The sequence below is a fragment of the Pseudomonas sp. B14(2022) genome, from assembly GCF_012030485.1.
In the GTDB taxonomy this organism is placed as follows: Bacteria; Pseudomonadota; Gammaproteobacteria; order Pseudomonadales; family Pseudomonadaceae; genus Aquipseudomonas.
The window spans coordinates 87,622-114,251 of record NZ_JAAUVM010000011.1; the positions used below are offsets into that span (position 1 = coordinate 87,622).

Below are 26,630 nucleotides of genomic sequence, written 5' to 3' on the forward strand. Positions count from 1 at the left end.
GGGAAGCAATAAACGATGCCAATGTCCGCCGTTCTCGAAAACACCGCCAAAACCAAAACGCAAAAACAGTGGCTGGCCGGGCTGGTGACCAGCGTGATGTTCCTGATCGTGTGCCTGAGCTGGGGCACCACGTGGCTGGGGATCAAAATCGCCGTTGAGAGCGTGCCGCCGCTGACGTCCGCCGGCCTGCGCTTCCTGATCGCCTTCCCGCTGTTCCTGTGTTTCGCCATGGTGCGCCGTGAACCCATCCTGTTTCCGCGCGAGAGCCGCTGGTTCTTCGTGTTCGTGACCCTGTCCTACTTCAGCGTGCCCTACTACCTGCTCAACTACGGCGAGATGCATGTGTCATCCGGCCTCACCGCCCTGCTGTTCAGTTGCATGCCGGTGTTTATCCTGATTTTCTCCGCGTTGTTCCTGCGCGAGCGCATCTACTTTTCCCAGGTGGTCGGCATCGGTATCGGTTTCGGCAGCCTCTACATGATCATCAGGAGCCAAGGCCTGCACCTGGACCACGCCGAGTTCTTCGGGGTGCTCGCAATTCTGACTGCCGCGATCATGCATGCCTTGTGCTACGTGATTACCAAGCAGAAAGGCAGCGCCATCAGCGTGATCACCTACAACACCCTGCCCATCGGCATTGCCGGGCTGATGCTGTTCGTGGCCGGGTTGTGGTTTGAAACGCCGACCTTCGAAAACATCACCCTGCGCTCCTGGAGCGCGCTGTTCTACCTGGGGCTGGTGGCCTCGGTGGGAGGGTTCATCGTGTATTTCATGCTGCTCAAGCGCTTGAGCCCGATCATCCTGTCATTCGTGTTCATCATCTTCCCGGTGTTCGCGGTGATCATCGGTGCCTGGTACGAAGGCGTGGCGATTTCCCGCGACCTGATGCTGTATTCGGCCATCCTGCTGGCCGGCTTTGCGATCACCAAGTTGCCCGTTGAAAAACTCCTGGCCAAGAAAAATTGACCCTCCATCAACGCGAGAGAAACATGGACGTCCTCCGCCCCAAAGCCCTGGAACAGATCTACGCCCACGCCAGCCGCAGCTACCCCGAAGAATGCTGCGGCTTCGTCTTCGCCGACGGCAGCGTATACCTGGGCAAAAACATCCAGAACGAACTGCACCGCAAGAACCCCGAGATGTACCCGCGCAGCGCGGCCAATGGCTACACCTTCTCGGTGGCCGACACCCTGATGCTGAACAAGGCGTTTCGCAGCGACAACCCGGTGGTGGTGATCTACCACTCCCACCCGGATGTCGGCGCCTATTTCAGCGATGAAGACCAGGACAAGGCCCTGTTCATGGGCGAGCCGATCTACCCCGTCAGTTACCTGGTGGTCGACGTTCGCCAGGGCCAGGCCCTGGGTTCAAAACTGTTTGCCTGGGATGGCAAGCATTTCGCCCTAACCCCCTTCAACGACCTGCACACGGAGTTGTCCATGAACGCTGTCTCTTTCCCCGACATTCTGGTTCGCGTGGCCAAGCTGCCGGAATCGACCCTCGAGGGCGCCGGATCGACATTGCGCGAAGTCATTGAAAACCTCTGCAGCAGCCACCCGCAGTTGCGCGCCCATCTGTTTCACGAAAAGAACAACCAGCTCAAAGAACACTTCCTGTTCACCGCCGAGGAAGAGCTGATCAGCGCCGACGACCGGCTGCCGGAAAAAGCCCGCATCGAAGTGCTGCTCGCCACCTCCGGCGGTATGGACGTCGACAGCCTCAGCAACGAGGAAGTGCAACGTTATGTGCGCCATATCACCCTGCCCGGCGTCGGCCGCGAAGGCCAGTTGAACCTCAAGAACGCCAAGGTCCTGATCATCGGCACCGGCGGCCTGGGCTCGCCCATCAGCCTGTACCTGGCGGCGGCCGGTGTCGGTACCCTGGGACTGGTGGATTTCGACGTAGTGGAAAGCAGCAACCTGCAACGCCAGATCGTCCACGGCAACAGCACCCTGGGCATGCCCAAGGTCGAGTCGGCCAAGCAGCGCTTGCAGGACCTCAACCGCCATATCCAGATCAACGCCCACAACACCGCGTTGAACGCCGATAACGCCCTGGAACTGGTGGGCGCCTATGACCTGGTGATCGACGGCACCGACAATTTCGATACCCGCTACTTGGTCAACGACGCCTGCGTGCAACTGGGCAAACCCCTGGTGTACGGCGCCATCTACCGTTTCGACGGGCAGATCAGCGTGCTCAACTACCAAGGCGGGCCGTGCTACCGCTGCCTGTTCCCCAGCGCACCGCCCGTAGAACTGGCGCCCAATTGCAGCGCCGGTGGTGTGATCGGCGTGCTTCCCGGGGTAGTCGGGATGATCCAGGCCACCGAGGCGATCAAACTGTTGATCGGCATTGGCGAGCCCCTGTCCGGCCGCCTGATGCGCTTCGATGCACTGGCCATGAAGTTCAGCGAAATCCGTTTCAAGCGTCGTGCCGACTGCCCGTGCTGCTCCGACCTGCGACACAGCGAAACCCGGGCGCCAGCCGTCTGTGCGGACGCCGTGCCCAGCCAACCGTCCCTGGCCGAAGAGCGCTACATCAAGCCACGCGTACTCAAGCAGGTACTCGAACACCCCAGCAGCGCCGACGTGCTGCTGGATGTGCGCGACGCCAGCGAACTGGAGGTGTGCAAATTACCGGGGGTGGTGCATATCCCCCTGGCCGAGCTGGATGGCCAACTCGGGCGCCTCAGCCGTGACAACACCCATTACCTGATCTGCTACGCCGGCACCCGCGCCGAGCAGGCGGCCAGCACATTGCTGGCGGCCGGATTCGCCAACACCAAAGTTCTGCAGGGCGGCATGAAGCACTGGGTTCGCGACGTCGAACCCGACATGCCGCTGTATTGAGCCGAGGACTGAATGATGTTGCATAACTCTATTCTCGACGCCATCGGCCACACGCCGATCGTCCGCCTGGCGCAGTTTTCCGAAGACCTTGGCATTGAGGTCTACGCCAAGCTCGAATCCCTCAACCCTGGCGGCAGCCACAAGGCACGCATCGCCCTGGGCATGATCCTCGACGCCGAGCGGCGCGGCGTGCTGATCCGTGATTCCGGGCAAACCATCATCGAACCCAGCGGCGGCAATACCGGCATCGGCCTGGTGATGGCCGGCAATGTGCTGGGCTACAAGGTGGTGCTGGTGATCCCGGACAACTACAGCCCCGAAAAACAGAAGCTGCTGCGCCTGTACGGCGCCAAGGTGGTGCTCTCCGACAGCCGCCTGGGCAACAACTCCCACGGCGAAAAATGCATGGAGCTGCAGCTGGAAAACCCCAGCTACGTGATGCTCAACCAGCAACGCAACGGCGCCAACCCGCAAACCCACCGCGACACCACCGCGCCGGAAATCCTCCGCGCCTTTGGTGATCGCCGTGTTGACTATTTCGTCAGCGGCATCGGCACCGGTGGCCACATCACCGGCATCGGCGAGACCCTGAAAGCCGCCTGGCCCGCCCTGCGCGTGATGGGCGTAGAGCCGGAAGAATGCGACCTGCTGAAAAACCAGCACGCGCCGCACCATATCCAGGGCCTGTCGATCGGCCTGATCCCGAGCATCCTCAACCTGGAGGTGATCGACGGCATGCTCAAGGTCTCGCGCCAGGAGTGCATCGACATGATGAAACGCATCATGCGCACCGACGCCATCAGCCTGGGCCTGTCCTCGGCCGCCAACATGGTCGCCATCGCCAGGCTCGCCCCCGAATTGCCGCCCGAAACGGTGGTATTGACCATGGTCTACGACAATGCCGACAGCTACCTGCCCAGTTTCGAATGACGGGGCTTCCAACCAGCCAGAATGCGGGGATGCCTCCATGGGCGGCTTTATCGACATGCAACAGTTGCACGATGAGTTGCTCACCCAGCTCGTCAAGACCCTCACCCCCATGCAGATGAAACAACTGGAGCCGCACCTCGCGCCACTGATCCAGAATGCTGCCCAGGCGGTGGCCGAGGACTTGATCGCCTACGCCTATCGCGACCCGGCGTCCCGTGGGCGCGGCGAACTGATCCTGGAGTCCTACGCCTCGTTCAAGGCGGTGCTCTATTACCGGCTTGCGCACCTGGTGTGGAATTTCCCCGACCAGACCAACGGCGTGTTTTCACGCATCGCCCTCAAGCTGAGCAACCAGGGCAAAGTCCTGTCCGGGGCCGAAATCCACCCGGCGGCGCGTATCGGCCGGCGCTTTGTCCTCGACCACGGCTACGGCACGGTGATCGGCGAAACCTGCGAGATCGGCAACGACTGCTACATCCTCTGCGGCGTGACCCTGGGTGCCCGCGGCATCGCCAACAACCCCGATGGCAAGCGCCATCCGCGCCTGGGTAACAACGTCGAGGTCGGCTCCGGCGCCCGCGTGCTGGGCTATGTGCTGATCGGCGACAACGTGTTTATCAGCCCCTCCTGTGTGATCACCCAGGACGTACCCGCCGGCACCAAGGTGAAGGTGGTGAACCAGATCCAGCTGCAAAAAAACGATGAATCGGACCACAGTAACTACCTCGGGGCCTTCGCCCTCGATGAGCGCCTGCACGTGGTCGGCGAGGTCAATACCAGCCACAAGGTCACGGTGCTGGACGCCGACTTTCACCCGTTGCAAGGCTTGATGCTGGAGCCGACGGTGAAGGAGCGTCACCACCTGCAATTCAGGCTTCACCGCCTCGAATCCGGCAACTACCTGCCGCGCCTGCCGCTGAACCTGAAAGTCTGCGGGCCGGAATTCGAAATCACCCTGCTCTCCCCCCCTGGCTTGAGCGCGATGGTGCGCCACCTGCTGCAAGCCAGCCCACTGATCGTCGGAGGTTGAACATGTCCGTGCACACCATGGAAACCCTGGCGCTGTTTGACAGCGCGCCCTACCAGAACGCATTCAGCGCCCGGGTGATTGCCGTCAGCGAACATGGCATCGCCCTGGAGCACACCCTGTTCTACCCCACAGGTGGCGGCCAACCCGGCGATACCGGCCACTTGACCCTGGCGGACGGTACGCAGGTCGAAGTGACCGGCACGGTGCGCGACCCGGTGCTGCGTTCGATCATCTGGCACCAGGTAGAACACTGCCCCGAGCAACTGATCGCCGGGGTACTGGTGGACGCCGGCCTGGATTGGGAGCGGCGCTACCAGCACATGAAAATGCACACCTGCCTGCACCTGCTGTGCTCGCTCATCGACGCACCAGTGACCGGTTGCAGCATCAGTGCCGACAAAGGTCGCCTGGATTTCGACCTGCCGGAAATGACCCTCGACAAGGACAGCATCACCCGTGACCTCAACGCGCTGATCGAACAGGCCCACGAGGTCAAAACCCTGTCGATGCCTGCTTCGGAGTACGCCACCCTGCTGCAGATCACCCGTACCCAGGCGGTTGCGCCGCCGGTGATCCAGGGTTCGGTACGGGTGATTGAAATCGGCGGGATCGATATCCAGCCATGCGGTGGTACCCATGTGCTCAACACCGAGGAAATCGGCCGGGTGTTCTGCGAGAAGATCGAGAAGAAGAGCAAGCACAACCGCCGGGTGATCCTGCGGTTTGAGTGAGCGGGGTTCCAACTGTGGGAGGCAGCTTGCCCCCTCCCACAGGTTAAGCTCGGCGCATCCTGCTAGAGCACGAACAGGTCCACGAAACGATTGACCGGCGTGGCCTCGAGCTTCGCCTGGTCCGTGCACAACGCAAAGATCTCGGCACTGCGTTGCGCGGTAAACCGCGTGGCCAGGTTGGCCTTGAACTTGTCTTCCAGCATCGGAATGCCCTCCACCCGACGACGGCGATGGCCGATCGGGTATTCCACCGCCACTTGCTCGGTACTGGAGCCATCCTTGAAGAACACCTGCACCGCATTGGCGATGGAACGCTTGTCGGCTTCCAGGTATTCACGGCTGTAACGCGGGTCCTCGACGATGACCATCTTGTCGCGCAGTTCATCGATGATAGGGTGAGCGGCGTGAAACTCATCCTCGTACTGCTCGGCCACCAGGTTGCCGAATGCCAGGGGCACGGCGGTCATGTATTGCAGGCAATGGTCGCGGTCGGCAGCGTTGGCCAGTGGCCCGACCTTGGAGATGATGCGAATCGCCGACTCATGGGTGGTGATCACAATGCGCTCGATGTCGTGCAGGCGATCCTTGACCAACGGATGCAAGGTCACCGCGGCTTCACAGGCGGTTTGCGCATGGAACTCAGCGGGGAAGCTGATCTTGAACAGCACGTTTTCCATCACATAGGTGCCGTAAGGCTGGGACAGGCTGAACGCACGCTTGTCCTCGGGCTTGAGCGCCAGGTCGTTATTGGTGTGGCTGAACAGCACATCGTAGAAGCCCCATTGCGGCGCGCTCAGCACACCGGGGATGCCCATTTCCCCGCGCAGGGCGATGTCCGCCAGGCGTACGCCGCGACTCGACGCATCCCCCGCCGCCCAGGATTTGCGCGAGCCGGCATTCGGCGCGTGCCGGTAAGTGCGCAAGGCCTGGCCATCGACGAAGGCGTGAGACAGCGCCGACAGCAGCTGTTCGCGGTTGGCGCCCATCAACTTGGCAGTGACCGCCGTGGAGGCGACTTTCACCAACAGCACATGGTCGAGGCCGACGCGGTTGAACGAGTTTTCCAGGGCAATCACCCCCTGGATTTCGTGGGCCATGATCATCGCTTCCAACACCGCGCGCACGGTCAACGGCGCATCGCCATTGGCCACGCGCTTTTGCGACAGGTGATCCGACACGGCAAGGATGCCGCCAAGGTTATCCGAAGGATGACCCCATTCGGCAGCGAGCCAGGTGTCGTTGTAGTCGAGCCAGCGCACGATGCAGCCGATGTCCCAGGCCGCCTTGACCGGGTCCAGGCGAAACGACGTGCCCGGCACCCGCGCGCCGAACGGCACCACCGTGCCCTCGACAATCGGCCCCAGGTGCTTGGTGCACTCGGGAAAACGCAGGGCCAGCAGGCCGCAACCGAGGGTGTCCATCAGGCAGTTGCGGGCGGTGTCGAGGGCGGCTTGGGAGTCGATGTGGTAGTTGAGGACGTAGTCGGCAATGTCCTGCAGGACCTGGTCGTAGTCGGGGCGGTTGTTCTGGTCGACGTTGGTGCTCATGGCAGATCTCCAAAGTGAGTTAGGGTTGCTGCATCCTCAGGGTCAGGGTTGATCGTTTCGCAGGTCTGAATGCCTGTTTATAACTGTGGGAGGGAGCTTGCCCCCTCCCACAGGGGATTGGTGTTGGACGTTAGAAAGAGTCGCCGGGTACGCGGACGAAACCCTCCATCAACACCCGTGCACTGCGGCTCATGATGGCTTTCTTCACCACCCATTCACCGTTCACCTGGGTGGCTTCAGCCCCCACGCGCAACGTGCCGGACGGATGCCCGAAGCGCAGGGCATTACGCTCCACGCCGCCTGCAGCGAGGTTGACCAAGGTGCCGGAAATCGCCGCCGCCGTGCCGATCGCCACCGCCGCCGTGCCCATCATCGCGTGGTGCAGCTTGCCCATGGACAGGGCGCGCACCAGCAAATCCACATCGCCGGCCTTGATCGCCTTGCCGCTGGACGCCACGTAATCCGCAGGCTTGGCCACAAACGCCACCTTCGGCGTGTGCTGGCGCTGGGCGGCTTCGTCGAGGTGTTTGATCAGCCCCATGCGCAACGCGCCATAGGCCCGTACGGTCTCGAACATCGCCAGGGCCTTGGGGTCGCTGTTGATCGCGCCTTGCAACTCGGTGCCGGTGTAACCGAGGTCTTCGGCGTTGATGAAAATCGTCGGGATGCCAGCGTTGATCAGCGTGGCCTTGAAGGAGCCGACACCCGGCACTTCGAGGTCGTCGACCAGGTTGCCGGTGGGGAACATCGAGCCGCCGCCGCCCTCTTCTTCCGCCGCCGGGTCCATGAATTCCAGCTGCACTTCGGCAGCCGGGAAGGTCACGCCGTCCAGTTCGAAGTCGCCGGTTTCCTGCACCGCACCGTCGGTGATCGGCACGTGGGCAATGATGGTCTTGCCGATATTGGCCTGCCACACCCGCACCACGGCCACACCGTTGCGGGGCACGCGGGCCGCATCGACCAGCCCGGCGCTGATGGCGAACGAACCCACCGCCGCCGACAGGTTGCCGCAGTTACCACTCCAGTCGACAAAGGGTTTGTCGATGGAGACCTGGCCAAACAGGTAGTCCACGTCGTGATCGGCGCGAGTGCTTTTGGCGAGAATTACGGTTTTGCTGGTGCTCGATGTGGCGCCGCCCATGCCGTCGATTTGCTTGTCGTAGGGGTCGGGGCTGCCGATCACCCGGAGCAGCAAGGCATCCCGCGCCGCTCCCGGCACCTGCGCCGACTCGGGCAGGTCCTGGAGGCGGAAAAATACGCCCTTGCTGGTGCCGCCACGCATATAGGTGGCGGGGATCTTGATTTGCGCTGCGTGTGCCATGGTCATCCTCTTCAGGCGGTGGTCGCCGATTCCAGGAAATCCTGGGCAAAACGTTGCAACACGCCGCCCGCCTCGTAGATCGACACTTCTTCGGCGGTGTCCAGGCGGCACGTCACCGGCACCTCGACACGTTCGCCATCCTTGCGATTGATCACAAGCGTCAGCTGCGCACGCGGGGTGCGTTGGCCGATCACGTCGTAGGTTTCGCTGCCATCAATCTGCAGGGTGTGACGGTCGGTGCCCGGCAGGAACTCCAGCGGCAACACGCCCATGCCTACCAGGTTGGTGCGGTGGATGCGCTCGAAACCTTCGGCGGCAATCGCTTCCACACCCGCCAGACGAACGCCCTTGGCGGCCCAGTCGCGGGACGAGCCCTGGCCGTAGTCGGCGCCGGCAATGATGATCAGCGGCTGCTTGCGTTCCATATAGGTTTCGATGGCTTCCCACATTCGCGTGACCTTGCCTTCCGGTTCGATCCGCGCCAGGGAGCCCTGCTTGACCTTGCCGTTCTCCCGCACCATTTCGTTGAACAGTTTCGGGTTGGCGAACGTCGCGCGCTGCGCGGTCAGGTGGTCGCCACGGTGAGTGGCGTAGGAGTTGAAGTCGACTTCCGGCAGGCCCATTTTCGCCAGGTATTCGCCGGCGGCGCTGTCGAGCATGATCGCGTTGGACGGCGACAGGTGATCGGTGGTGATGTTGTCCGGCAGCACCGCCAGCGGGCGCATGCCCTTGAGCGGCCGCGCACCGGCCAGCGCGCCTTCCCAGTACGGTGGGCGGCGGATATAGGTGCTCTGCGGGCGCCAGTCGTACAGCGGCGCGACTTTCGGACCGGTGTCTTCGTGGATCGCGAACATCGGGATATACACCGCGCGGAACTGCTCCGGCTTGACCGAGGCCTTGACCACCGCGTCGATTTCTTCATCGCTCGGCCAGATGTCCTGCAGGCGGATTTCCTTGCCGTCGGCGTCGAAGCCGAGCACGTCCTTCTCGATGTCGAAACGGATGGTGCCGGCAATGGCATAGGCCACCACCAGCGGCGGCGAAGCCAGGAACGCCTGCTTGGCGTACGGGTGAATACGCCCGTCGAAGTTACGGTTACCCGAGAGCACGGCGGTGGCGTACAGGTCGCGGTCGATGATCTCTTGCTGGATCACCGGGTCGAGCGCGCCGGACATGCCGTTGCAGGTAGTGCAGGCAAACGCCACCACACCAAAGCCGAGCTTTTCCAACTCATGACCGAGGCCGGCTTCTTCCAGGTACATGGCCACGGTTTTCGAACCGGGTGCCAGGGACGACTTGACCCACGGCTTGCGCGTCAACCCAAGCCTGTTGGCGTTACGCGCCAGCAGCCCGGCGGCGATCACGTTGCGCGGGTTACTGGTGTTGGTGCAACTGGTGATGGCGGCGATGATCACTGCGCCGTCGGGCATTTGCCCCGGCACTTCATCCCACTGGCCGGAGATGCCTTTGGCGGCCAGGTCGCGGGTGGCGACGCGGGCGTGCGGGTTGCTCGGGCCAGCCATGTTGCGCACGACACTGGACAGGTCGAAGGTGAGGCCACGCTCGTATTGCGCACCTTTAAGGTCGTCTGCCCACAAGCCGGTATGACGGGCGTATTGCTCGACCAGGGTGACTTGTTCGTCTTCGCGGCCGGTGAGTTTCAGGTAGGCGATGGTCTGCTGGTCGATATAAAACATTGCCGCCGTGGCGCCGTATTCCGGGGCCATGTTGGAGATGGTCGCGCGGTCACCGAGGGTCAGTTTGGAGGCGCCCTCGCCAAAGAACTCCAGCCACGCACCGACCACTTTCTGTTGACGCAGGAACTCGGTTAGGGCCAGCACCATGTCGGTGGCAGTGATGCCTGGCAGCAGCTTGCCGGTCAGTTCGACGCCGACGCTTTCCGGCAGGCGCATCCACGAGGCGCGGCCAAGCATGACGCTCTCGGCTTCGAGGCCGCCGACGCCAATGGCGATCACGCCCAGGGCATCGACGTGGGGGGTGTGGCTGTCGGTGCCAACGCAGGTATCCGGGAAGGCCACACCGTCACGCACCTGGATCACCGGGGACATTTTCTCCAGGTTGATCTGGTGCATGATGCCGTTGCCCGGCGGGATCACGTCGACGTTCTTGAAGGCCTTTTTGGTCCACTCGATAAAGTGGAAGCGGTCTTCATTGCGACGGTCTTCGATGGCGCGGTTTTTCTCGAATGCGTCCGGGTCGAAACCGCCGGCTTCGACGGCCAGGGAGTGGTCGACGATCAACTGGGTCGGTACCACCGGGTTGACCTGGGCCGGGTCGCCGCCTTGCAGGGCGATGGCGTCACGCAGGCCGGCGAGGTCGACCAGCGCGGTCTGGCCGAGAATGTCGTGGCACACCACGCGGGCCGGGAACCAGGGGAAGTCGAGGTCGCGCTTGCGTTCGATCAGTTGGCTCAGGGAAGCGTTGAGGGTGGCCGGGTCGCAGCGGCGCACCAGGTTCTCGGCGAGCACACGAGAGGTGTAGGGCAATGTGGCGTAGGCGCCGGGGCTGATTGCATCGACGGCCGCGCGGGCATCGAAGTAATCCAGGCGGCTGCCGGGGAGCGGTTTGCGAAATTCAGTGTTCATCGTCAGGACTCGGTCACGGTGATTACAAACGGAACCGGCTGATCCGGGGCTGGAATGCGATTCAAATGTGGGAGGGGGCTTGCTCCCGATGGCGGTGTATCAGTTGCTATAGGTTTGAATGACACACCACCATCGGGGGCAAGCCCCCTCCCACACTGGGTCCGGTTTCCACTTCGGGATCGTCGGTATTCCCATTCAGCGACGTTCGATTGGCACGAACTTGCGCTGTTCAACGCCGGTGTACTCGGCGCTTGGACGGATGATGCGGTTGTTGGCACGCTGCTCAAATACGTGGGCCGCCCAGCCTGTAAGCCGCGAGCAGACGAAGATCGGCGTGAACAGCTTGGTCGGGATGCCCATGAAGTGGTACGCCGAGGCATGGTAGAAGTCGGCGTTGGGGAACAGTTTTTTCTGTTCCCACATGGTCTTGTCGATGGCTTCGGAGACCGGGAACAGCACGGTGTCGCCCACTTCGTCAGCGAGTTTTTTCGACCAGCCCTTGATCACTTCATTACGCGGGTCGTTGTCTTTATAGATGGCGTGGCCGAAGCCCATGATCTTGTCCTTGCGCGCCAGCATGCCGAGGGTACCTTCGACGGCTTCCTCCGCCGAGCCGAAACGCTCGATCATTTCCATCGCCGCTTCGTTGGCGCCGCCGTGCAGCGGGCCGCGCAGGGAGCCGATGGCGGCAGTGACGCAGGAATACAGGTCGGACAATGTCGAGGCACACACCCGCGCGGTGAACGTCGAGGCGTTGAACTCGTGCTCGGCGTAAAGGATCAACGACACGTTCATGACTTTTTCATGCAGCTCGCTCGGCTTCTTGCCGTGCAGCAGGTGCAGGAAGTGGCCGCCGATGCTCGGCTCGTCGGTCACGCAGTCGATGCGCTTGCCGTCGTGGCTGAAGCGGTACCAGTAGCACATGATCGCCGGGAACGCGGCGAGCAGGCGGTCAGTCACGTCGCGTTGCACGCTGAAGTCTTTTTCCGGCTCGATATTGCCGAGGAACGAGCAACCGGTGCGCATCACGTCCATTGGGTGGGCGTCTGCGGGGATGCGTTCGAGCACTTCTTTCAGCGCTTGCGGCAGGTCACGCAGCTTGCTCAGCCTGGCGCTGTAGGCGGCCAGTTCGGCCTGGGTCGGCAGTTCGCCGTACAGCAGCAGATAAGCGACTTCTTCAAACTGCGCATCGGCCGCCAGTTCGCGCACATCGTAGCCACGGTAGGTCAAGCCGGCACCGGCCTGGCCCACGGTGGACAGTGCGGTCTGCCCGGCGACCTGGCCACGCAGGCCGGCACCACTCAATACTTTTGCTTCAGCCATGGTTTTTCTCCAATTTTGTCGTTATTCAGGGAGGCGTGTTCGTCACTTTTTCGCGGCGAACAGCGCGTCAAGCTTCTGCTCGAAGGTGTGGTAATCGATGCGATCGTAAAGCTCCATGCGGGTTTGCATGGTGTCGATCACGTTCTGTTGGGTGCCGTCGCGACGGATCGCGGTGTAGACGTTCTCGGCGGCCTTGTTCATGGCGCGGAAGGCCGAGAGCGGGTACAGCACGATGGAAACATCGGCAGATTTCAACTGTTCGGTGGTGTACAGCGGCGTCGCGCCGAACTCGGTGATGTTGGCCAGGATCGGCGCCTTCACACGGGCGGCGAACAGTTTGTACATCTCCAGTTCAGTGATGGCTTCCGGGAACACCATGTCGGCGCCGGCTTCGATGCAGGCGGCGGCACGCTCCAGGGCAGACTCCAGGCCTTCGACGGCCAGGGCATCGGTACGCGCCATGATCACGAAGCTGTCATCGGTGCGCGCGTCCACGGCGGCCTTGATGCGGTCGACCATTTCCTGCTGGGACACGATCTCTTTGTTCGGACGATGGCCGCAGCGCTTGGCGCCGACCTGGTCTTCGATATGAATCGCGGCGGCACCGAACTTGATCATCGATTTGACGGTGCGCGCGACGTTGAACGCCGAGGAACCGAAACCGGTGTCCACGTCCACCAGCAGCGGCAGGTCGCAGACATCAGTGATACGGCGCACGTCGGTGAGTACGTCATCCAGGCCGGTGATGCCCAGGTCCGGCACGCCGAGGGAACCGGCCGCCACCCCGCCGCCCGACAGGTAGATCGCCTTGAAGCCGGCGCGCTTGGCCAGCAACGCGTGGTTGGCGTTGATCGCGCCGACCACCTGCAAAGGGTGCTCGCTGGCGACCGCGTCACGGAAACGCTGGCCGGGTGTGCTTTTGTTGTTCGAACTCATGACTCACCTCTATCAGGGGCGCCGCCTGGGAAATGACGGGCAATATTGCGTTTGGAAGCACCGATATGCCGGCGCATCAACAACTCGGCCAGTTCACCGTCGCGATCGGCAATCGCATCAAGAATGCGGTGATGCTCGGCAAAGGCCTGGCGTGGACGATTGGGGGTGGCGGAGAACTGGATGCGGTACATGCGCACCAGCTGGTACAGCTCGCCGCAGAGCATTTGAGTGAGCGTGCGGTTACCCGCACCTTGAATGATCCGGTAATGAAAATCGAAGTCGCCTTCCTGCTGGTAGTAGCCGACACCCGCCTGGAACGCTGCGTCGCGCTCATGGGTGTGCAACACCTGGCGCAGCTCTTCGATCTCCACGTCGGTCATGCGCTCGGCGGCCAGGCGACAGGCCATGCCTTCCAGGGACTCGCGGATTTCATACAGTTCAACCAGCTCGGCGTGGCTCAAGGACACGACCCGGGCGCCCACATGAGGTACGCGTACCAGCAGGCGCTGGCCTTCCAGGCGGTGGATCGCCTCGCGCAGCGGGCCACGGCTGATGCCGTAGGTGCGAGCCAGTTCCGGCTCGGAAATCTTGCTGCCGGGAGCGATCTCACCCTTGACGATGGCGGCCTGGATGCGTCGGAAGACGTTCTCGGACATCGTTTGGGATTCGTCCGACGCCATTATCGGAGCTTCTGATTGACCCAGCATATTGTCGACACCTTTGAAAGCAATGCGGCAAAAACTAGCTAATAAACCGCTACCAGTCAAAGAATAAATCGATATTGTCGACAATCGTCTAATAATCCCGGCTGCACGCCCTCAGGGCATGGCCGGCTGCCAGCGCTGGCGCCAAAAAAGCATCATGTTAGAATGCCCGCCGCATTTGCCTGACATCACTTGATGAAACGGCGCACGAAGGGAGCTTGCGCAGCAATGCCAGTCGCCTTGAATTGAACATCGCACTGCACCGCCTCAGGATCTATGAGACTCAAGCCCTTCCCCCTACTGTTTTGCCTATTGTCCATGCCGAGCCTTGGCGCTGCCGCCGAGAAGACTGTGTATGGCCTCAATGAATACGCCCAATTGGCCGGCATCGACCTGGAAGTAGCCGCCAAGCTCGACACCGGCGCCAAGACCGCCTCCCTCAGCGCCCGCGACATCAAGCGCTTCAAGCGCAACGGCGAATCCTGGGTGCGCTTCTACCTGGCCATCGACACCGCCCATTCCCATCCCATCGAACGTCCCCTGGCCCGCGTCAGCAAGATCAAGCGTCGCGCCGGCGACTACGACCCCGATGAGGACAAGAACTACACCGCCCGTCCAGTGATTGCCCTGGATATCTGCATGGGCACCGCTTTACGCAGCATCGAAGTGAACTTGACTGACCGCAGCGCTTTCCAATTTCCGCTGCTGATCGGCTCCGAAGCGCTCAAACGCTTTGATGCGCTGGTCGACCCCAGTCTTAAATACGCAGCAGGCAAACCTGCCTGCGCCGCCGACGCTCATACCGCCGAGTAAACCGAATGCGCGCTCTAACCCTACACCTGAGAATCCTGATCGCCATCCTGGTGGTGTTGGGTATTTCGGTCACCGCCTACCAGATCTTCGTGCTGGGCATTCCCGTCACCGAGGACGCCACCGACGACTTGTGGAACATCGACGCCAAGGTCGAGTTCGTCGCCAACCCGAAAGACCCGGTGAAGATCCAGATGTTCGTGCCGCCCTTGAGCCGCGACTTCGTCAGTCTTAATGAGAGCTTTATCTCCAATAACTACGGGGTCAGCGTCAACCGCATCGACGGCAACCGTAAGGTCACCTGGTCGGCACGCCGCGCCAAGGGCAACCAGACCCTGTATTACCGCCTGGTGCTGACCAAGCGCTACAGCGGCGAAAAAACCAAGATCAAGGGCCCGACCTTCCGCGACAGTATTGCCGTGGAAGGCCCGGAGAAAATCGCCGCCGAGGCCTTGCTGGCGCCGATTCGCCAGCATTCGGCCGACGTCGAGACCTTCATCACCGAAGCCATCAAGCGCACCAACAACCTCAACGACGACAATGTGAAGCTGTTGCTGGCCGGCGACCCGTCGACGCCGCACAAGGCCAAGATCGTCGAGTTGCTGCTGTCCATTGCCCATGTGCCGGTGGAAAAGGTCCACACCATCCGCCTGGTGGCCGACCAGCCGCAAAGCCCGGAGCTGTGGCTGCGTAGCTTCAATGGCAACGACTGGCTGTACTTCAACCCGGAAACCGGCGAACCGGGCCTGCCCGCCGACCGCCTGCTGTGGTGGACCGGCGATGAAAACCTGATCACCGTCGATGGCGGCAAGAAAGCCATGGTCACCTTCAGCCTGAACAACAGCGAAATGAACGCGATTCGCCTGGCCAAGCTGACCGACGAGAACACCGACGCCAACTTCCTCGAATACTCGCTGTACGGCCTGCCCCTGCAAACCCAGCAGACCTTCATGATCATGGTGATGATCCCGATTGGCGTGCTGGTGATCCTGATCCTGCGCAACCTGATCGGCCTGCAGACCCTGGGCACCTTTACCCCGGTGCTGATTGCCCTGGCGTTCCGAGAGACGCAGCTGGGCTTCGGGATTGTGCTGTTCACGATTATCACGGCGCTGGGCCTGTCCCTCAGGTCGTACCTGGAACACTTGAAGTTGCAGATGCTGCCGAGGTTGTCGGTGGTGCTGACCTTCGTGGTGGTGTTGATCGCGGCCATCAGCCTGTTCAGCCACAAGCTGGGGCTGGAGCGCGGGTTGTCGGTGGCGCTGTTCCCGATGGTGATTTTGACCATGACCATCGAACGCCTGTCGATCACCTGGGAAGAGCGCGGCGCCAGCCATGCCATGAAAGTGGCGATTGGTACGCTGTTCGCCGCGTCCCTGGCGCACATCATCATGAGCGTGCCGGAGCTGATCTACTTCGTATTCACTTTCCCGGCGATCCTGCTGATCCTGGTGGGCTTCATGCTGGCCATGGGGCGCTATCGTGGCTACCGCCTGACCGAGCTGGTGCGATTCAAGGCCTTCCTCAAGGCTGATTCGTAATGTTCGGCTTCTGGAAGACCTGGAAGGCCCTGGAAGCGCGGGGGATCATGGGCATCAACCGGCGTAATGCCGACTACGTGCTCAAGTACAACAAGCGCAGCCTGTACCCCATCGTGGATGACAAGATCATCACCAAGGAACGGGCGATCGCCGCCGGCATCCATGTGCCGGAAATGTACGGGGTGATCTCCACCGAGAAGGAAATCGACAAACTCGACGAGATCATCGGCGGGCGCAGCGACTTCGTGATCAAACCGGCCCAGGGCGCCGGCGGTGACGGCATCCTGGTGGTGGCGGACCGTTTTGAGGGGCGCTACCGCACGGTGTCCGGCAAGATCATCAGCCATGAAGAGATCGAACATCAGATTTCCAGCATCCTCACCGGCCTCTACTCCCTGGGTGGCCACCGCGACCGTGCGCTGATCGAATACCGCGTGGTACCCGACCAGATCTTCAAGAGCATCAGCTACGAAGGCGTGCCGGATATTCGCATCATCGTGCTGATGGGCTACCCGGTGATGGCGATGCTGCGCTTGCCGACCCGCCAGTCGGGCGGCAAGGCCAACCTGCACCAGGGCGCGATTGGCGTGGGCGTCGACCTTGCCACCGGCCTGACCCTGCGCGGTACTTGGCTGAACACCATCATCACCAAACACCCCGACACCACCAACGCGGTGGATGGCGTGCAACTGCCCAACTGGGACGGTTTCATGAAGCTCGCGGCCGGCTGCTACGAGCTGTGCGGGCTGGGCTATATCGGCGTGGACATGGTGCTCGACCAGGAAAAAGGCCCGCTGATCCTTGAGCTGAATGCGCGGCCGGGGCTGAATATCCAGATCGCCAACGACTGCGGCCTGACCTTGCGCACCCATGCGGTGGAGGCGCGACTGGAAGAACTGAAAGCGGCCGGCGTGACGGAAACCCCGGAAGAGCGGGTGAAGTTTGTGCAGGAGATGTTCGGGCATATTCCGCCCGTGGAAGGCTGATCCGGTCTTCGAACTGTCTATCCCCGACATCCCCTCTAGGAGCAAATCCTACAGGGGACTACAATCCCCCTCCCCCGCGCCATTGGCTGATTCAACCCCGCATGTCGACCTGCTCCGTACACCCATTGCCCTACCGGGCCAACCCCGCCGAGTATTTTGCGGCGATTCGCCACGCTCCCGGCGCGGTGCTGCTCGACAGCGGCCGGCCGACGGCCGAGCGTGGGCGTTACGACCTGCTCAGCGCCTGGCCCGAAGCGACCTTGGCGGTAGCGCCTGACGAAAGCGGCGCTGCTTTCCTGCAACGCTTGCGGGAAAACCTCACGCGATTGGGTGAAGCCGCGATTCCCGACGGTTTGCAGTTACCGTTCGCCGGCGGCTTGATCGGCTACCTGAGCTACGACTTCGGTCGGCACCTGGAGCACATGCCGCACCTGGCGGTGGATGACCTGCACCTGCCGGACGCGCGCTTCGGGCTGTACGCCTGGGCGCTGATCAGTGACCACCAGGCCCAGAGCAGCCAGTTGGTGTTTCATCCCTCGCTGGCAGATAGCGAACGGCAACGGCTGATCGCGTTGTTCAGCCATGGGGCTGTCGACACCTGCGCGACGTTCAAACTCCAGGGCCCGATGGCGCCCGACCTCAGCGCCGAGGCCTACCGCCAAGCCATCGTGCGTATCCAGGATTACATCCAGGCCGGCGACTGCTACCAGGTCAACTTCGCCCAGCGTTTTCGCGCACCGTGCATGGGTGATCCCTGGGCAGCCTATTGCGCCCTTCGCGAAGCCTGCCCGACGCCGTTTTCCGGGTTCCAGAGCCTGCCGGACGACGGCGCGGTCCTGAGCCTGTCGCCGGAGCGTTTCGTGCACATCAGCGAGCGCCACGTCGAAACCCGCCCGATCAAAGGCACCCGCCCCCGCGGCCTCACGCCTGAAGAAGACGCCGCCCAGGCCGCCGAACTGCTGGCCAGCCCCAAGGACCGCGCCGAGAACCTGATGATCGTCGACCTGCTGCGCAACGACCTCGGCCGCACCTGCCGCATCGGCTCGGTCAACGTGCCGGAACTGTTCAGCCTGGAAAGCTACCCCAACGTGCATCATCTGGTCAGCAGCGTGACCGGCGAGTTGGCCGACGATAAAGACGCCCTCGACCTGATCGCCGGCAGCTTCCCTGGTGGCTCGATCACCGGCGCCCCAAAGATTCGCGCGATGCAGATCATCGACGAACTGGAGCCGACCCGACGCGGGCTGTACTGCGGTTCGCTGGTGTACCTGGATGTGCGCGGCGAGATGGACAGCTCCATCGCCATCCGCAGCTTACTGGTCAAGGATGGCCAAGTGTGTTGCTGGGGCGGCGGTGGGATCGTGGCGGATTCGCAGTGGGAGGCGGAGTATCAGGAGTCACTGACGAAGGTGCGGGTGTTGTTACAAACACTGGAAAGCCTGTAGCGCACAGTGCCTTCCTGGCTCTCAGACGTAGCGCCGAGCAGTAGAAAAAACCTGAATCAGAACCGCAGTAGACGTAGTTGAACGTCGGAAGATAGCGTCCGGCTTCAACCGTCCACCCGCCGTCTGTGAAGGATCACATGAAGCGACTGCCTACCCGTCAGGAAATATTTCCGAGTTTGCGCCCCCTCTCAACCGCGCCTATCATCTCCCAAATCGGGAGGTTGCAGCGATGCGGATAATCGCCCTCTCGACCTTACGAATATTCTGGGAAAGCCAACCCGCCTATATCGATGCGAAAGCGCCGCTTATTGAATTGTATCGGCATATGGAAAAGGCCATTTACCCTACGCCACAAGCACTCAAGGCAGCGCTCAGGACCGCGAGCATTCTCAAAGGTAGCAGGGTTGTATTCAACGTGGGCGGCAACAAATATCGAGTGATCATGGCGATCGATTACCAGCGACAGCTTGGGTTCATACGGTTCGTAGGGACTCATGCGCAGTACGACCAGATCAATGCGGAGACCGTGTAATGAACATCAAACCCATACACTCCCAGGAAGACCTCACTGCGGCACTCGCGCGGGTGCAGCAGCTCTGGGGAGCGGACATCGGCTCGACTGAAGGCGATGAGCTGGAAATTCTTGCAGTACTCATTGAGAAGTACGAAGCCGAACATTACCCAATGCCACCTTCTGATCCGGTGGAAGCCATTAAATTTCGCATGGAGCAACTGGGCATGACTGCCCGCGACCTGGAGCCATTTATCGGCACCAGCGGACGTGTATCCGAAGTGCTGAACCACAAGCGCAAGCTGAGCCTGTCGATGATCAAGCGACTGCATGAAGGCTTGAGTATTCCTTATGAGCGGTTGCTTGCAGGGAGCTGACAGAAACATTGGTAGTGGCGCTACCTTCCCCATCGGGAGCAAGCCCCCTCCCACATTCGACCTCGTTTATCTGTTGGAATGGTGTCGAATGTGGGAGGGGGCTTGCTCCCGATAGGGCCCTCAGCGGCCCGAAAGAAATTACAGGCTCAACTGCCGATTCGACGCCCTGATGAACTCTTTCTTTAAATCTTCAAACGTATGCACCGCCGGGAATTGCGGGAATTCGCGGATCACATTTTCCGGCGCATGGAACAGAATCCCACGGTCGGCCTCGCCCAACATGGTGGTGTCGTTGTAGGAGTCGCCGGCGGCGATCACGCGGTAGTAGAGGGTCTTGAACGCCAATACCGACTGGCGCTTGGGGTCTTTCTGGCGCAGTTGGTAGCTGACCACGCGGTCGTTTTCGTCGGTGATGAGACGGTGGCACAACAAGGTCGGGAAGCCCAACTGACGCATCAGCGGCTGGGAAAATTCGTAGAAGGTGTCGGACAGGATCACCACCTGGAAGCGCTCGCGCAGCCAGTTGACGAACTCGATGGCGCCGTCCAGCGGTTTGAGAGTGGCGATCACTTCCTGGATGTCGGCGAGCTTGAGCCCGTGTTCGTCGAGGATGCGCAGGCGCTGCTTCATCAGCACGTCGTAGTCGGGAATGTCCCGGGTGGTGGCCCGCAGGGATTCAATACCGGTTTTTTCGGCGAAGGCGATCCAGATTTCTGGCACCAGCACCCCTTCCAGGTCGAGACAGGCAATTTCCACAAGACACTCCCATTGGATGTTGTTAGTTGAGCGAGCAAAAGGACTGCCGAACTCTAGCGATTCAAGCCCGCCGCCGCAACGCAGGGCGGATTTTGATACCATCGCTCCCCTATAGAGCGCTCAGCGCCATTGACCTGTAGGAACCGTCCTGATGAACCAAGCCTTCGACGTCGTTGAACTCGCCACGACTTATGCCAACAAGTCTGCCCAGGACATTCTCAAGCTGGCGTTCAGCCAGTTCGGTGATGACCTGTGGATTTCCTTCAGCGGTGCCGAGGATGTGGTGCTGGTGGACATGGCCTGGAAGCTGAACAAGAACGTCAAGGTGTTCAGCCTCGACACCGGCCGCCTGCACCCGGAGACCTACCGGTTTATCGAGCAGGTGCGCGACTTCTACAAGATCGATATCGAACTGATCTCGCCGGACCAGAGCAAGCTGGAACCCTTCGTCAAGGAGAAAGGCCTGTTCAGCTTCTACAAGGACGGCCATGGCGAATGCTGCGGCGTGCGCAAGATCGAGCCGCTGCGCCGTAAGCTTTCCGGCGTCAGCGCCTGGGCCACCGGCCAACGCCGCGACCAGAGCCCCGGCACCCGCAGCCAGGTAGCGGCGCTGGAAATCGACACGGCCTTCTCTACCCCGGAACGCACCCTGTACAAGTTCAACCCGCTGGCGCAGATGACCAGCGAAGAGATCTGGGGTTACATCCGCATGCTGGAACTGCCGTACAACAGCCTGCATGAGCGCGGCTTTATCAGCATAGGGTGTGAACCGTGCACCCGTCCCGTGCTGCCGAACCAGCACGAGCGCGAAGGTCGTTGGTGGTGGGAGGAAGCCACGCAGAAGGAATGCGGGCTGCATGCCGGGAATATCATCAGCAAGGCTTGAAGTTGATGCTGTAAAAAATGTGGGAGGGGGCTTGCCCCCGATAGCGGTGGGTCAGCCAGTTCAATGGTTGCTGACACACCGCAATCGGGGGCAAGCCCCCTCCCACATTTGTCTTGTGTTGAGTGTTAGAGATGTACACATACATGTAACCATCGGTGCCATTTATGTGTGCAATTTCTATTCAGCCGCACCATAACGTAACACCTCTCCCCTCCCCTCGGTTGGCCTGGCGAATCGCACGCTGACAACCCAAAAATAAATAGCTGTTCAATCGGTCAATTTATATTTCTTAAAATTCAGCCAGTTATTTAACCAAGCTATAAAAACTAAATTACCCAGGACTTTCATAGATTCAAAACTGGCACGCATGTGGCTTAAGGTGGAATGTGCTTTGTATACAATAAATACAAAACCTACATACACTTTGCCATCTGCGGCTTCCCGGCAGATGTGCTGGAGCCTGCCGGAATGCGTACAAGCCTCTCGAATAACATCGCACTGGATCTGCCCTCCTCCGCCCTGAACTCAGACGCCGCGGGCCCCGGCCCCTTGGTGCTCAGCCCACGCCTGCACAACAAGGACCTGGCGCCCACCAAGGTCGAAGGCCGACGCTGGGGGCGCTACAGCATCTTCGCGCTGTGGACCAATGACGTGCACAACATCGCCAACTATTCGTTCGCCATCGGCCTCTACGCGCTGGGCCTGGGCGGCTGGCAGATCCTGTTGTCCCTGGGCATCGGCGCGGCGCTGGTATACTTCTTCATGAACTTATCGGGGTATATGGGCCAGAAGACCGGCGTGCCGTTTCCGGTGATCAGCCGCATCAGCTTTGGCATTCACGGTGCGCAGATTCCGGCGTTGATCCGCGCCGTGATCGCGATTGCCTGGTTTGGTATCCAGACCTACCTGGCGTCGGTGGTTTTCCGCGTACTGCTGACGGCGATTCATCCAGGCTTTGCCGACTATGACCATAATTCGATCCTGGGGTTATCCACCCTGGGTTGGGCGTGTTTTGTAGTGATCTGGTTCGTGCAGTTGGTGATCCTGGCCTATGGCATGGAGATGGTGAGGCGCTATGAAGGCTTCGCCGGGCCGGTGATTTTGCTGACGGTGGCCGCGTTGGCCGGCTGGATGTACTTCCAGGCCGGTGGCAACATCGCCTGGTCGATCCGCGAGCCGCTCACCGGCGGCGAGATGTGGCGCAATATCTTTGCCGGTGGCGCGTTGTGGCTGGCGATCTACGGCACGCTGATCCTCAACTTCTGCGACTTCGCACGCTCTTCGCCGTGCCGCAAGACCATCCTGGTCGGCAATTTCTGGGGCCTGCCGGTGAATATCCTGGTGTTTGCCGCAATCACCGTGCTGCTCTGCGGCGGGCAGTTCCAGCTCAATGGCCGGGTGATCGAAAGCCCGACCGAAATCATCGCCGCCATCCCCAATACCTTCTTTCTCGTGCTCGGCTGCCTGGCATTCCTGATCGTCACCGTGGCGGTGAACATCATGGCCAACTTCGTCGCGCCGGCCTTTGTGCTGAGCAACCTGGCACCCAAGTACCTGAACTTCCGTCGCGCCGGGTTGATCAGCGCCGCCGTGGCCGTGCTGATCCTGCCGTGGAACCTCTACAACAGCCCGTTGGTGATCGTGTATTTCCTCTCCGGCCTGGGCGCGCTGCTGGGGCCGTTGTACGGGGTGATCATGGTCGACTACTGGTTGATTCGTAAAAGCCAGGTGGACGTGCCACAGCTGTATAGCGAAGACCCGAATGGCGCTTATTACTACAGCCGAGGGGTGAATATGCGTGCAGTGGCGGCGTTTATTCCTGCCGCCGTGATCGCCATCCTGCTGGCGCTGTTGCCTGGATTTGCCAGCGTCTCGCCGTTTTCCTGGTTGTTTGGCGCCGGTATTGCAGGGTTGCTGTACCTGCTGATCGCCAAGCGCCAGCCGTTCTACGCCGATGTCAGCGGCGAAAGCATTGCCGTCGATAACGTCAGTCACTGAGTAAGGACCTTCCATGCGTATCCTCGTGGTCAACGTCAACACCACCGAATCCATCACTGAAACCATCGCCCAGCAAGCACGGGCCGTGGCTTCGCCGGGCACCGAGATTGTCGGGCTTACCCCGTACTTCGGCGCGGAATCGGTTGAAGGCAATTTTGAAAGCTACCTGGCCGCCATCGCCGTGATGGACCGGGTGATGGCTTACGACCAACCGTTCGATGCGGTGATCCAGGCCGGCTACGGCGAGCACGGCCGGGAAGGCTTGCAGGAATTATTGAATGTGCCGGTGGTGGACATCACCGAAGCGGCGGCCAGCACGGCGATGTTCCTAGGCCATGCCTATTCAGTGGTGACGACCCTGGACCGCACCGTGCCGCTGATCGAAGACCGCCTGAAACTCGCCGGCCTGTACCAGCGCTGCGCCTCGGTGCGCGCCAGCGGCATGGCGGTTCTGGAGCTGGAAGAAGACCCGCTGGCCGCCATGGAAGCCATCGTGCGCCAGGCGGAACTGGCTATTCGCGAAGACAAGGCCGAAGTGATCTGTCTGGGTTGCGGCGGCATGGCCGGGCTGGATGAGCAAATTCGCCAGCGCACCGGGGTGCCGGTGGTGGATGGCGTGACGGCGGCGGTGACCATCGCCGAATCCCTGGTGCGGCTGGGGTTGTCGACGTCGAAGATACGGACTTACGCGACGCCTCGGCCGAAGCAGGTGATTGGCTGGCCGACTCGGTTCGGCCGCTGAGCTGCACTTGGTTTTAGATTGCGCTGAACCTTTGCCCCAGTTTCTTTTCGGCAAACTGCTCGATGATGAAATCCACAAACGCCCGGGTCTTGCCGGGCAGCAGTTTGTGCTCGGCGTAGTAGACGGAAATATTGCCGTCGTCGACGTACCAGTCGGGCAATACCCTGACCACGTCGCCGCTGTCGAGGAACGGCACGGCCATGGGCATGCTCACCAGCGCAATCCCCAGGCCTTGAGCGCTGGCACAGCAGGCGGCTTCGGAGTCGCTCATGGTCATGCCGGGCTTGAGCACCAGCGGGCGGTGTTCACGTTCGATACTGGTCAACTGCCAGGACCGGATACGCCCGGTTTGCGGTGAGCGGATCAGGATACCTTTGCACCGCGACAAGTCTTCGGGCTCGCGCACCGGTGGGCGTTGCGCCAGGTAACCCGGGGAGGCCACCAGCACCCGGTGCGCCGGCGCCAGCTTGCGCGCTACCACGCCTTGGGGCAGCTCAAAACCGCCGCCGATGGCGGCATCGAAGCCCTGGCCGATCAAGTCAACCTGGCGGTTATCGAAATGCCAGTCCGGGCTGATATCCGGAAAACGCTCCATGAATGCCCCCAGCAACGGCACCACATAGCGATTGCCAAACACCGTGCCCATGCTGACCTTGAGCGTGCCCACCGGCCGGCCTTCGGCGCTGGCCAGGTTGGCCACGGCATTCTGGATGGTGGTGAGGCTGCCGCTGACTTCGGCCAGGAACAGCTTGCCGGCTTCGGTCAGCGCCAGACGCCGGGTGCTGCGCTGGAACAGCCGCACGCCGAGGCGCACCTCCAGCTTGGCGACGCTTTTGCCGACCGCCGCCGGGGTCAGGCTCAGGTGCCGCGCCGCCTCGGCAAAGCTGCCGCCTTCGGCGCTGCGCACAAAGCATTCGATACTGCCAAAGCTCTCCATCACGCCCCACTCTAAACTTTTGGTTTACACAGACTATAGCAATCACGGTCTACCGGCAGCGGCGAGCGAGGTCGATACTCGGCTCCAACAACAGGGCATTGCGCCTTGAACGACTCGGAGATCGACATGACCACACACAACCTCAGCGGCAAAGTCGCCTTGATCCAAGGCGGTTCCCGCGGCATCGGTGCCGCCATCGTCAAGCGCCTGGCAGCACAGGGTGCAGCCGTTGCCTTTACCTACGTCAGCTCTGCCGCCAAGGCTGAAGCCCTGCAGAACAGCGTGATCAGCGAAGGCGGCAAAGCCCTGGCGATTCACGCCGACAGCGCCGATGCCACTGCGATCCGCAATGCGGTCAACGCCACCGTGGAAGCCTTTGGCCGCCTGGACATCCTGGTGAATAACGCCGGCGTGCTGGCCATCGCCCCCTTGGAAGACTTCAAGCTGGAAGACTTCGACCAGACTTTGGCGATCAACGTGCGCAGCGTGTTTATCGCCACCCAGGAAGCCGCCAAGCATATGGGTGAAGGTGGCCGGGTGATCAACATCGGCAGCACCAATGCCGAACGCATGCCCTTTGGCGGCGGTGGCCCGTATGCGATGAGCAAAGCGGCGCTGGTCGGCTTGACCAAAGGTTTGGCGCGGGACTTGGGGCCACGGGGCATCACGATCAATAACGTGCAACCTGGGCCGGTGGACACCGATATGAACCCGGCAAACAGTGATTTTGCCGAGAGCCTGATCGGGTTGATGGCGGTGGGGCGTTACGGGCATGTGGAAGAGATTGCCAGTTTCGTGGCGTATCTGGCCGGGCCGGAAGCGGGGTATATCACCGGTGCCAGCCTGACTATCGATGGTGGGTTCAGCGCATAACCCAAGGTGGGAGGGGCTTGCCCCCTCCCACATGTTGACCTTGTTGGTTCAGGAGATGGGGGGCAGGCCATAGGCCGCCAGGTCGAAGTCCGCAAGCTTGCGGATGATCTGGTCGGCATGCTGGTACTTGCTGTCGGCCATGGCTTCATCGGGCACGGCGATGGCGGTCATACGGGCGGCCTTCGCCGCCGTTACACCAAACGGCGAATCCTCGAACACCAGGCAATCCTCTGGGGCAACGCCCAGGCGGCGCGCAGCGGTGAGGAAGATGTCCGGCGCAGGCTTGGCGGCGCCGACTTCCGGGTCGTCAGCGGTGACGATGGTGTCGAACAAACCAAACCACTCGCGGTGCAAGGTGGTCTTGTGGCCAAACGAATTGCGCGACGAACTGGTGCCCACGGCAATCGGAATGTTGTGTGCCTTCAAGTGCCGCACCAGCGCCTCGGCACCAGGCATGCCCAAGGCCTTGGGAAAGCGCGCGCTCATCAGCGGTTCGCGAATTTCGAGGAATTCAGCCGGGGTAATCGGCAGGTCCAGCGCCTTGACCACATAGTCGGCCAAATCCTGGGCACCGCGCCCGATGATGTGCTGCTTGATGCCCCAATCGTAGGTTCGGCCGTAGCGTTCAGCGATGATCTGCGTGACTTCGGTGTAGATGCCTTCCGTATCCAGCAACAACCCGTCCATATCGAAAATCACGGCCTTGATCGGACCGACTGCGGTACGCGGTGCATTCATCACTACACAACCCTGGAGGAAGGACTAAAAGGATTCAGCACAATAACGGC

The 26,630-nt window shown here is 61.4% G+C and carries 24 protein-coding genes; 15 read left to right on the forward strand and 9 right to left on the reverse strand.

The window, feature by feature from the left end; genetic code table 11:
- Positions 1–72 precede the first annotated feature (72 nt).
- From HCF10_RS17545 to HCF10_RS17565, 5 genes are read left to right on the forward strand one after another with little or no spacing between them, the layout of a single operon-like run.
- Positions 73–966 carry a DMT family transporter gene (locus tag HCF10_RS17545; protein ID WP_167361139.1) on the forward strand — a complete coding sequence of 298 codons (894 nt, stop codon included), beginning with the start codon at positions 73–75 and terminating at the stop codon, positions 964–966.
- Between the two features lie 23 nt (positions 967–989).
- The gene (gene moeB / locus HCF10_RS17550) at positions 990–2,852 is read left to right on the forward strand and encodes a molybdopterin-synthase adenylyltransferase MoeB (RefSeq protein ID WP_167656059.1); all 1,863 of its coding nucleotides are present in this window, start codon (positions 990–992) and stop codon (positions 2,850–2,852) included.
- A 15-nt stretch (positions 2,853–2,867) separates the two neighbouring features.
- Positions 2,868–3,782 (forward strand): PLP-dependent cysteine synthase family protein, encoded by a 915-nt coding sequence (locus HCF10_RS17555; protein ID WP_167656060.1) that lies wholly within the window; start codon positions 2,868–2,870, stop codon positions 3,780–3,782.
- A 37-nt stretch (positions 3,783–3,819) separates the two neighbouring features.
- A complete protein-coding gene (locus tag HCF10_RS17560; protein ID WP_131699693.1) occupies positions 3,820–4,812 on the forward strand; it encodes a serine O-acetyltransferase in 993 nt (330 codons plus the stop codon).
- Between the two features lie 2 nt (positions 4,813–4,814).
- Positions 4,815–5,543, forward strand: coding sequence for an alanyl-tRNA editing protein (locus HCF10_RS17565; protein ID WP_145337030.1), 729 nt, complete (start codon positions 4,815–4,817; stop codon positions 5,541–5,543).
- A 62-nt stretch (positions 5,544–5,605) separates the two neighbouring features.
- Here HCF10_RS17565 and prpD read toward each other — a convergent pair whose 3' ends face one another.
- The 6 genes from prpD to HCF10_RS17595 form a co-directional block, all read right to left on the reverse strand.
- Positions 5,606–7,090, reverse strand: a complete 1,485-nt coding sequence (gene prpD / locus HCF10_RS17570; RefSeq protein WP_167656061.1) for a 2-methylcitrate dehydratase — start codon at positions 7,088–7,090, stop codon at positions 5,606–5,608.
- 130 nt (positions 7,091–7,220) lie between these two features.
- The gene (gene prpF, locus HCF10_RS17575) at positions 7,221–8,411 is read right to left on the reverse strand and encodes a 2-methylaconitate cis-trans isomerase PrpF (protein ID WP_167656062.1); all 1,191 of its coding nucleotides are present in this window, start codon (positions 8,409–8,411) and stop codon (positions 7,221–7,223) included.
- An 11-nt stretch (positions 8,412–8,422) separates the two neighbouring features.
- Positions 8,423–11,017 (reverse strand): Fe/S-dependent 2-methylisocitrate dehydratase AcnD, encoded by a 2,595-nt coding sequence (gene acnD / locus HCF10_RS17580; protein WP_167656063.1) that lies wholly within the window; start codon positions 11,015–11,017, stop codon positions 8,423–8,425.
- A gap of 195 nt (positions 11,018–11,212) precedes the next feature.
- Complete coding sequence (gene prpC, locus HCF10_RS17585) at positions 11,213–12,340, reverse strand: bifunctional 2-methylcitrate synthase/citrate synthase (RefSeq protein WP_131699698.1); 1,128 nt, start codon at positions 12,338–12,340, stop codon at positions 11,213–11,215.
- Between the two features lie 42 nt (positions 12,341–12,382).
- Positions 12,383–13,276 (reverse strand): methylisocitrate lyase, encoded by an 894-nt coding sequence (gene prpB / locus HCF10_RS17590; protein ID WP_027603670.1) that lies wholly within the window; start codon positions 13,274–13,276, stop codon positions 12,383–12,385.
- Positions 13,273–13,983 (reverse strand): GntR family transcriptional regulator, encoded by a 711-nt coding sequence (locus HCF10_RS17595; RefSeq protein WP_131699699.1) that lies wholly within the window; start codon positions 13,981–13,983, stop codon positions 13,273–13,275. Before HCF10_RS17595 ends, prpB begins: the two co-directional genes overlap by 4 nt.
- A gap of 273 nt (positions 13,984–14,256) precedes the next feature.
- Here HCF10_RS17595 and rloA point away from each other — a divergent pair, with 273 nt between their 5' ends.
- The 6 genes from rloA (at position 14,257) to HCF10_RS17625 (ending at position 19,650) form a co-directional block, all read left to right on the forward strand.
- Positions 14,257–14,793, forward strand: a complete 537-nt coding sequence (rloA, locus tag HCF10_RS17600) for a retropepsin-like aspartic peptidase RloA (RefSeq protein WP_167656064.1) — start codon at positions 14,257–14,259, stop codon at positions 14,791–14,793.
- A gap of 5 nt (positions 14,794–14,798) precedes the next feature.
- Positions 14,799–16,331, forward strand: a complete 1,533-nt coding sequence (gene rloB, locus HCF10_RS17605) for an osmotic stress tolerance membrane protein RloB (RefSeq protein ID WP_131699700.1) — start codon at positions 14,799–14,801, stop codon at positions 16,329–16,331.
- Complete coding sequence (locus tag HCF10_RS17610; RefSeq protein WP_131699701.1) at positions 16,331–17,317, forward strand: alpha-L-glutamate ligase-like protein; 987 nt, start codon at positions 16,331–16,333, stop codon at positions 17,315–17,317. The genes rloB and HCF10_RS17610 overlap by 1 nt, the downstream gene beginning before the upstream one ends.
- Positions 17,318–17,418: 101 nt before the next feature.
- Positions 17,419–18,762 carry an aminodeoxychorismate synthase component I gene (pabB, locus tag HCF10_RS17615; protein WP_131699702.1) on the forward strand — a complete coding sequence of 448 codons (1,344 nt, stop codon included), beginning with the start codon at positions 17,419–17,421 and terminating at the stop codon, positions 18,760–18,762.
- Between the two features lie 229 nt (positions 18,763–18,991).
- A complete protein-coding gene (locus HCF10_RS17620) occupies positions 18,992–19,294 on the forward strand; it encodes a type II toxin-antitoxin system HigB family toxin (protein WP_131699703.1) in 303 nt (100 codons plus the stop codon).
- The gene (locus HCF10_RS17625; RefSeq protein WP_092486821.1) at positions 19,294–19,650 is read left to right on the forward strand and encodes a helix-turn-helix domain-containing protein; all 357 of its coding nucleotides are present in this window, start codon (positions 19,294–19,296) and stop codon (positions 19,648–19,650) included. Before HCF10_RS17620 ends, HCF10_RS17625 begins: the two co-directional genes overlap by 1 nt.
- A gap of 138 nt (positions 19,651–19,788) precedes the next feature.
- On the opposite strand, the gene thrH is transcribed toward HCF10_RS17625, so the two are convergent.
- Positions 19,789–20,406, reverse strand: a complete 618-nt coding sequence (thrH, locus tag HCF10_RS17630) for a bifunctional phosphoserine phosphatase/homoserine phosphotransferase ThrH (protein WP_053132712.1) — start codon at positions 20,404–20,406, stop codon at positions 19,789–19,791.
- A gap of 151 nt (positions 20,407–20,557) precedes the next feature.
- Between thrH and HCF10_RS17635 the strand changes: the two genes are divergently transcribed.
- The 3 genes from HCF10_RS17635 (at position 20,558) to HCF10_RS17645 (ending at position 24,032) form a co-directional block, all read left to right on the forward strand.
- The gene (locus HCF10_RS17635) at positions 20,558–21,292 is read left to right on the forward strand and encodes a phosphoadenylyl-sulfate reductase (protein ID WP_027603661.1); all 735 of its coding nucleotides are present in this window, start codon (positions 20,558–20,560) and stop codon (positions 21,290–21,292) included.
- Positions 21,293–21,760: 468 nt separating this feature from the next.
- Positions 21,761–23,290, forward strand: coding sequence for an NCS1 family nucleobase:cation symporter-1 (locus HCF10_RS17640; protein WP_167656065.1), 1,530 nt, complete (start codon positions 21,761–21,763; stop codon positions 23,288–23,290).
- Between the two features lie 13 nt (positions 23,291–23,303).
- Positions 23,304–24,032 (forward strand): aspartate/glutamate racemase family protein, encoded by a 729-nt coding sequence (locus HCF10_RS17645; protein ID WP_053132703.1) that lies wholly within the window; start codon positions 23,304–23,306, stop codon positions 24,030–24,032.
- Between the two features lie 13 nt (positions 24,033–24,045).
- Here HCF10_RS17645 and HCF10_RS17650 read toward each other — a convergent pair whose 3' ends face one another.
- The gene (locus HCF10_RS17650) at positions 24,046–24,969 is read right to left on the reverse strand and encodes a LysR family transcriptional regulator (protein ID WP_167656092.1); all 924 of its coding nucleotides are present in this window, start codon (positions 24,967–24,969) and stop codon (positions 24,046–24,048) included.
- A 126-nt stretch (positions 24,970–25,095) separates the two neighbouring features.
- Between HCF10_RS17650 and HCF10_RS17655 the strand changes: the two genes are divergently transcribed.
- Complete coding sequence (locus HCF10_RS17655) at positions 25,096–25,842, forward strand: 3-oxoacyl-ACP reductase family protein (protein WP_145337034.1); 747 nt, start codon at positions 25,096–25,098, stop codon at positions 25,840–25,842.
- Positions 25,843–25,890: 48 nt separating this feature from the next.
- Here HCF10_RS17655 and HCF10_RS17660 read toward each other — a convergent pair whose 3' ends face one another.
- Positions 25,891–26,580: an HAD-IA family hydrolase gene (locus HCF10_RS17660; RefSeq protein ID WP_131699706.1), complete on the reverse strand. Its 690-nt coding sequence runs from the start codon at positions 26,578–26,580 to the stop codon at positions 25,891–25,893.
- Between the last annotated feature and the right edge of the window lie 50 nt (positions 26,581–26,630).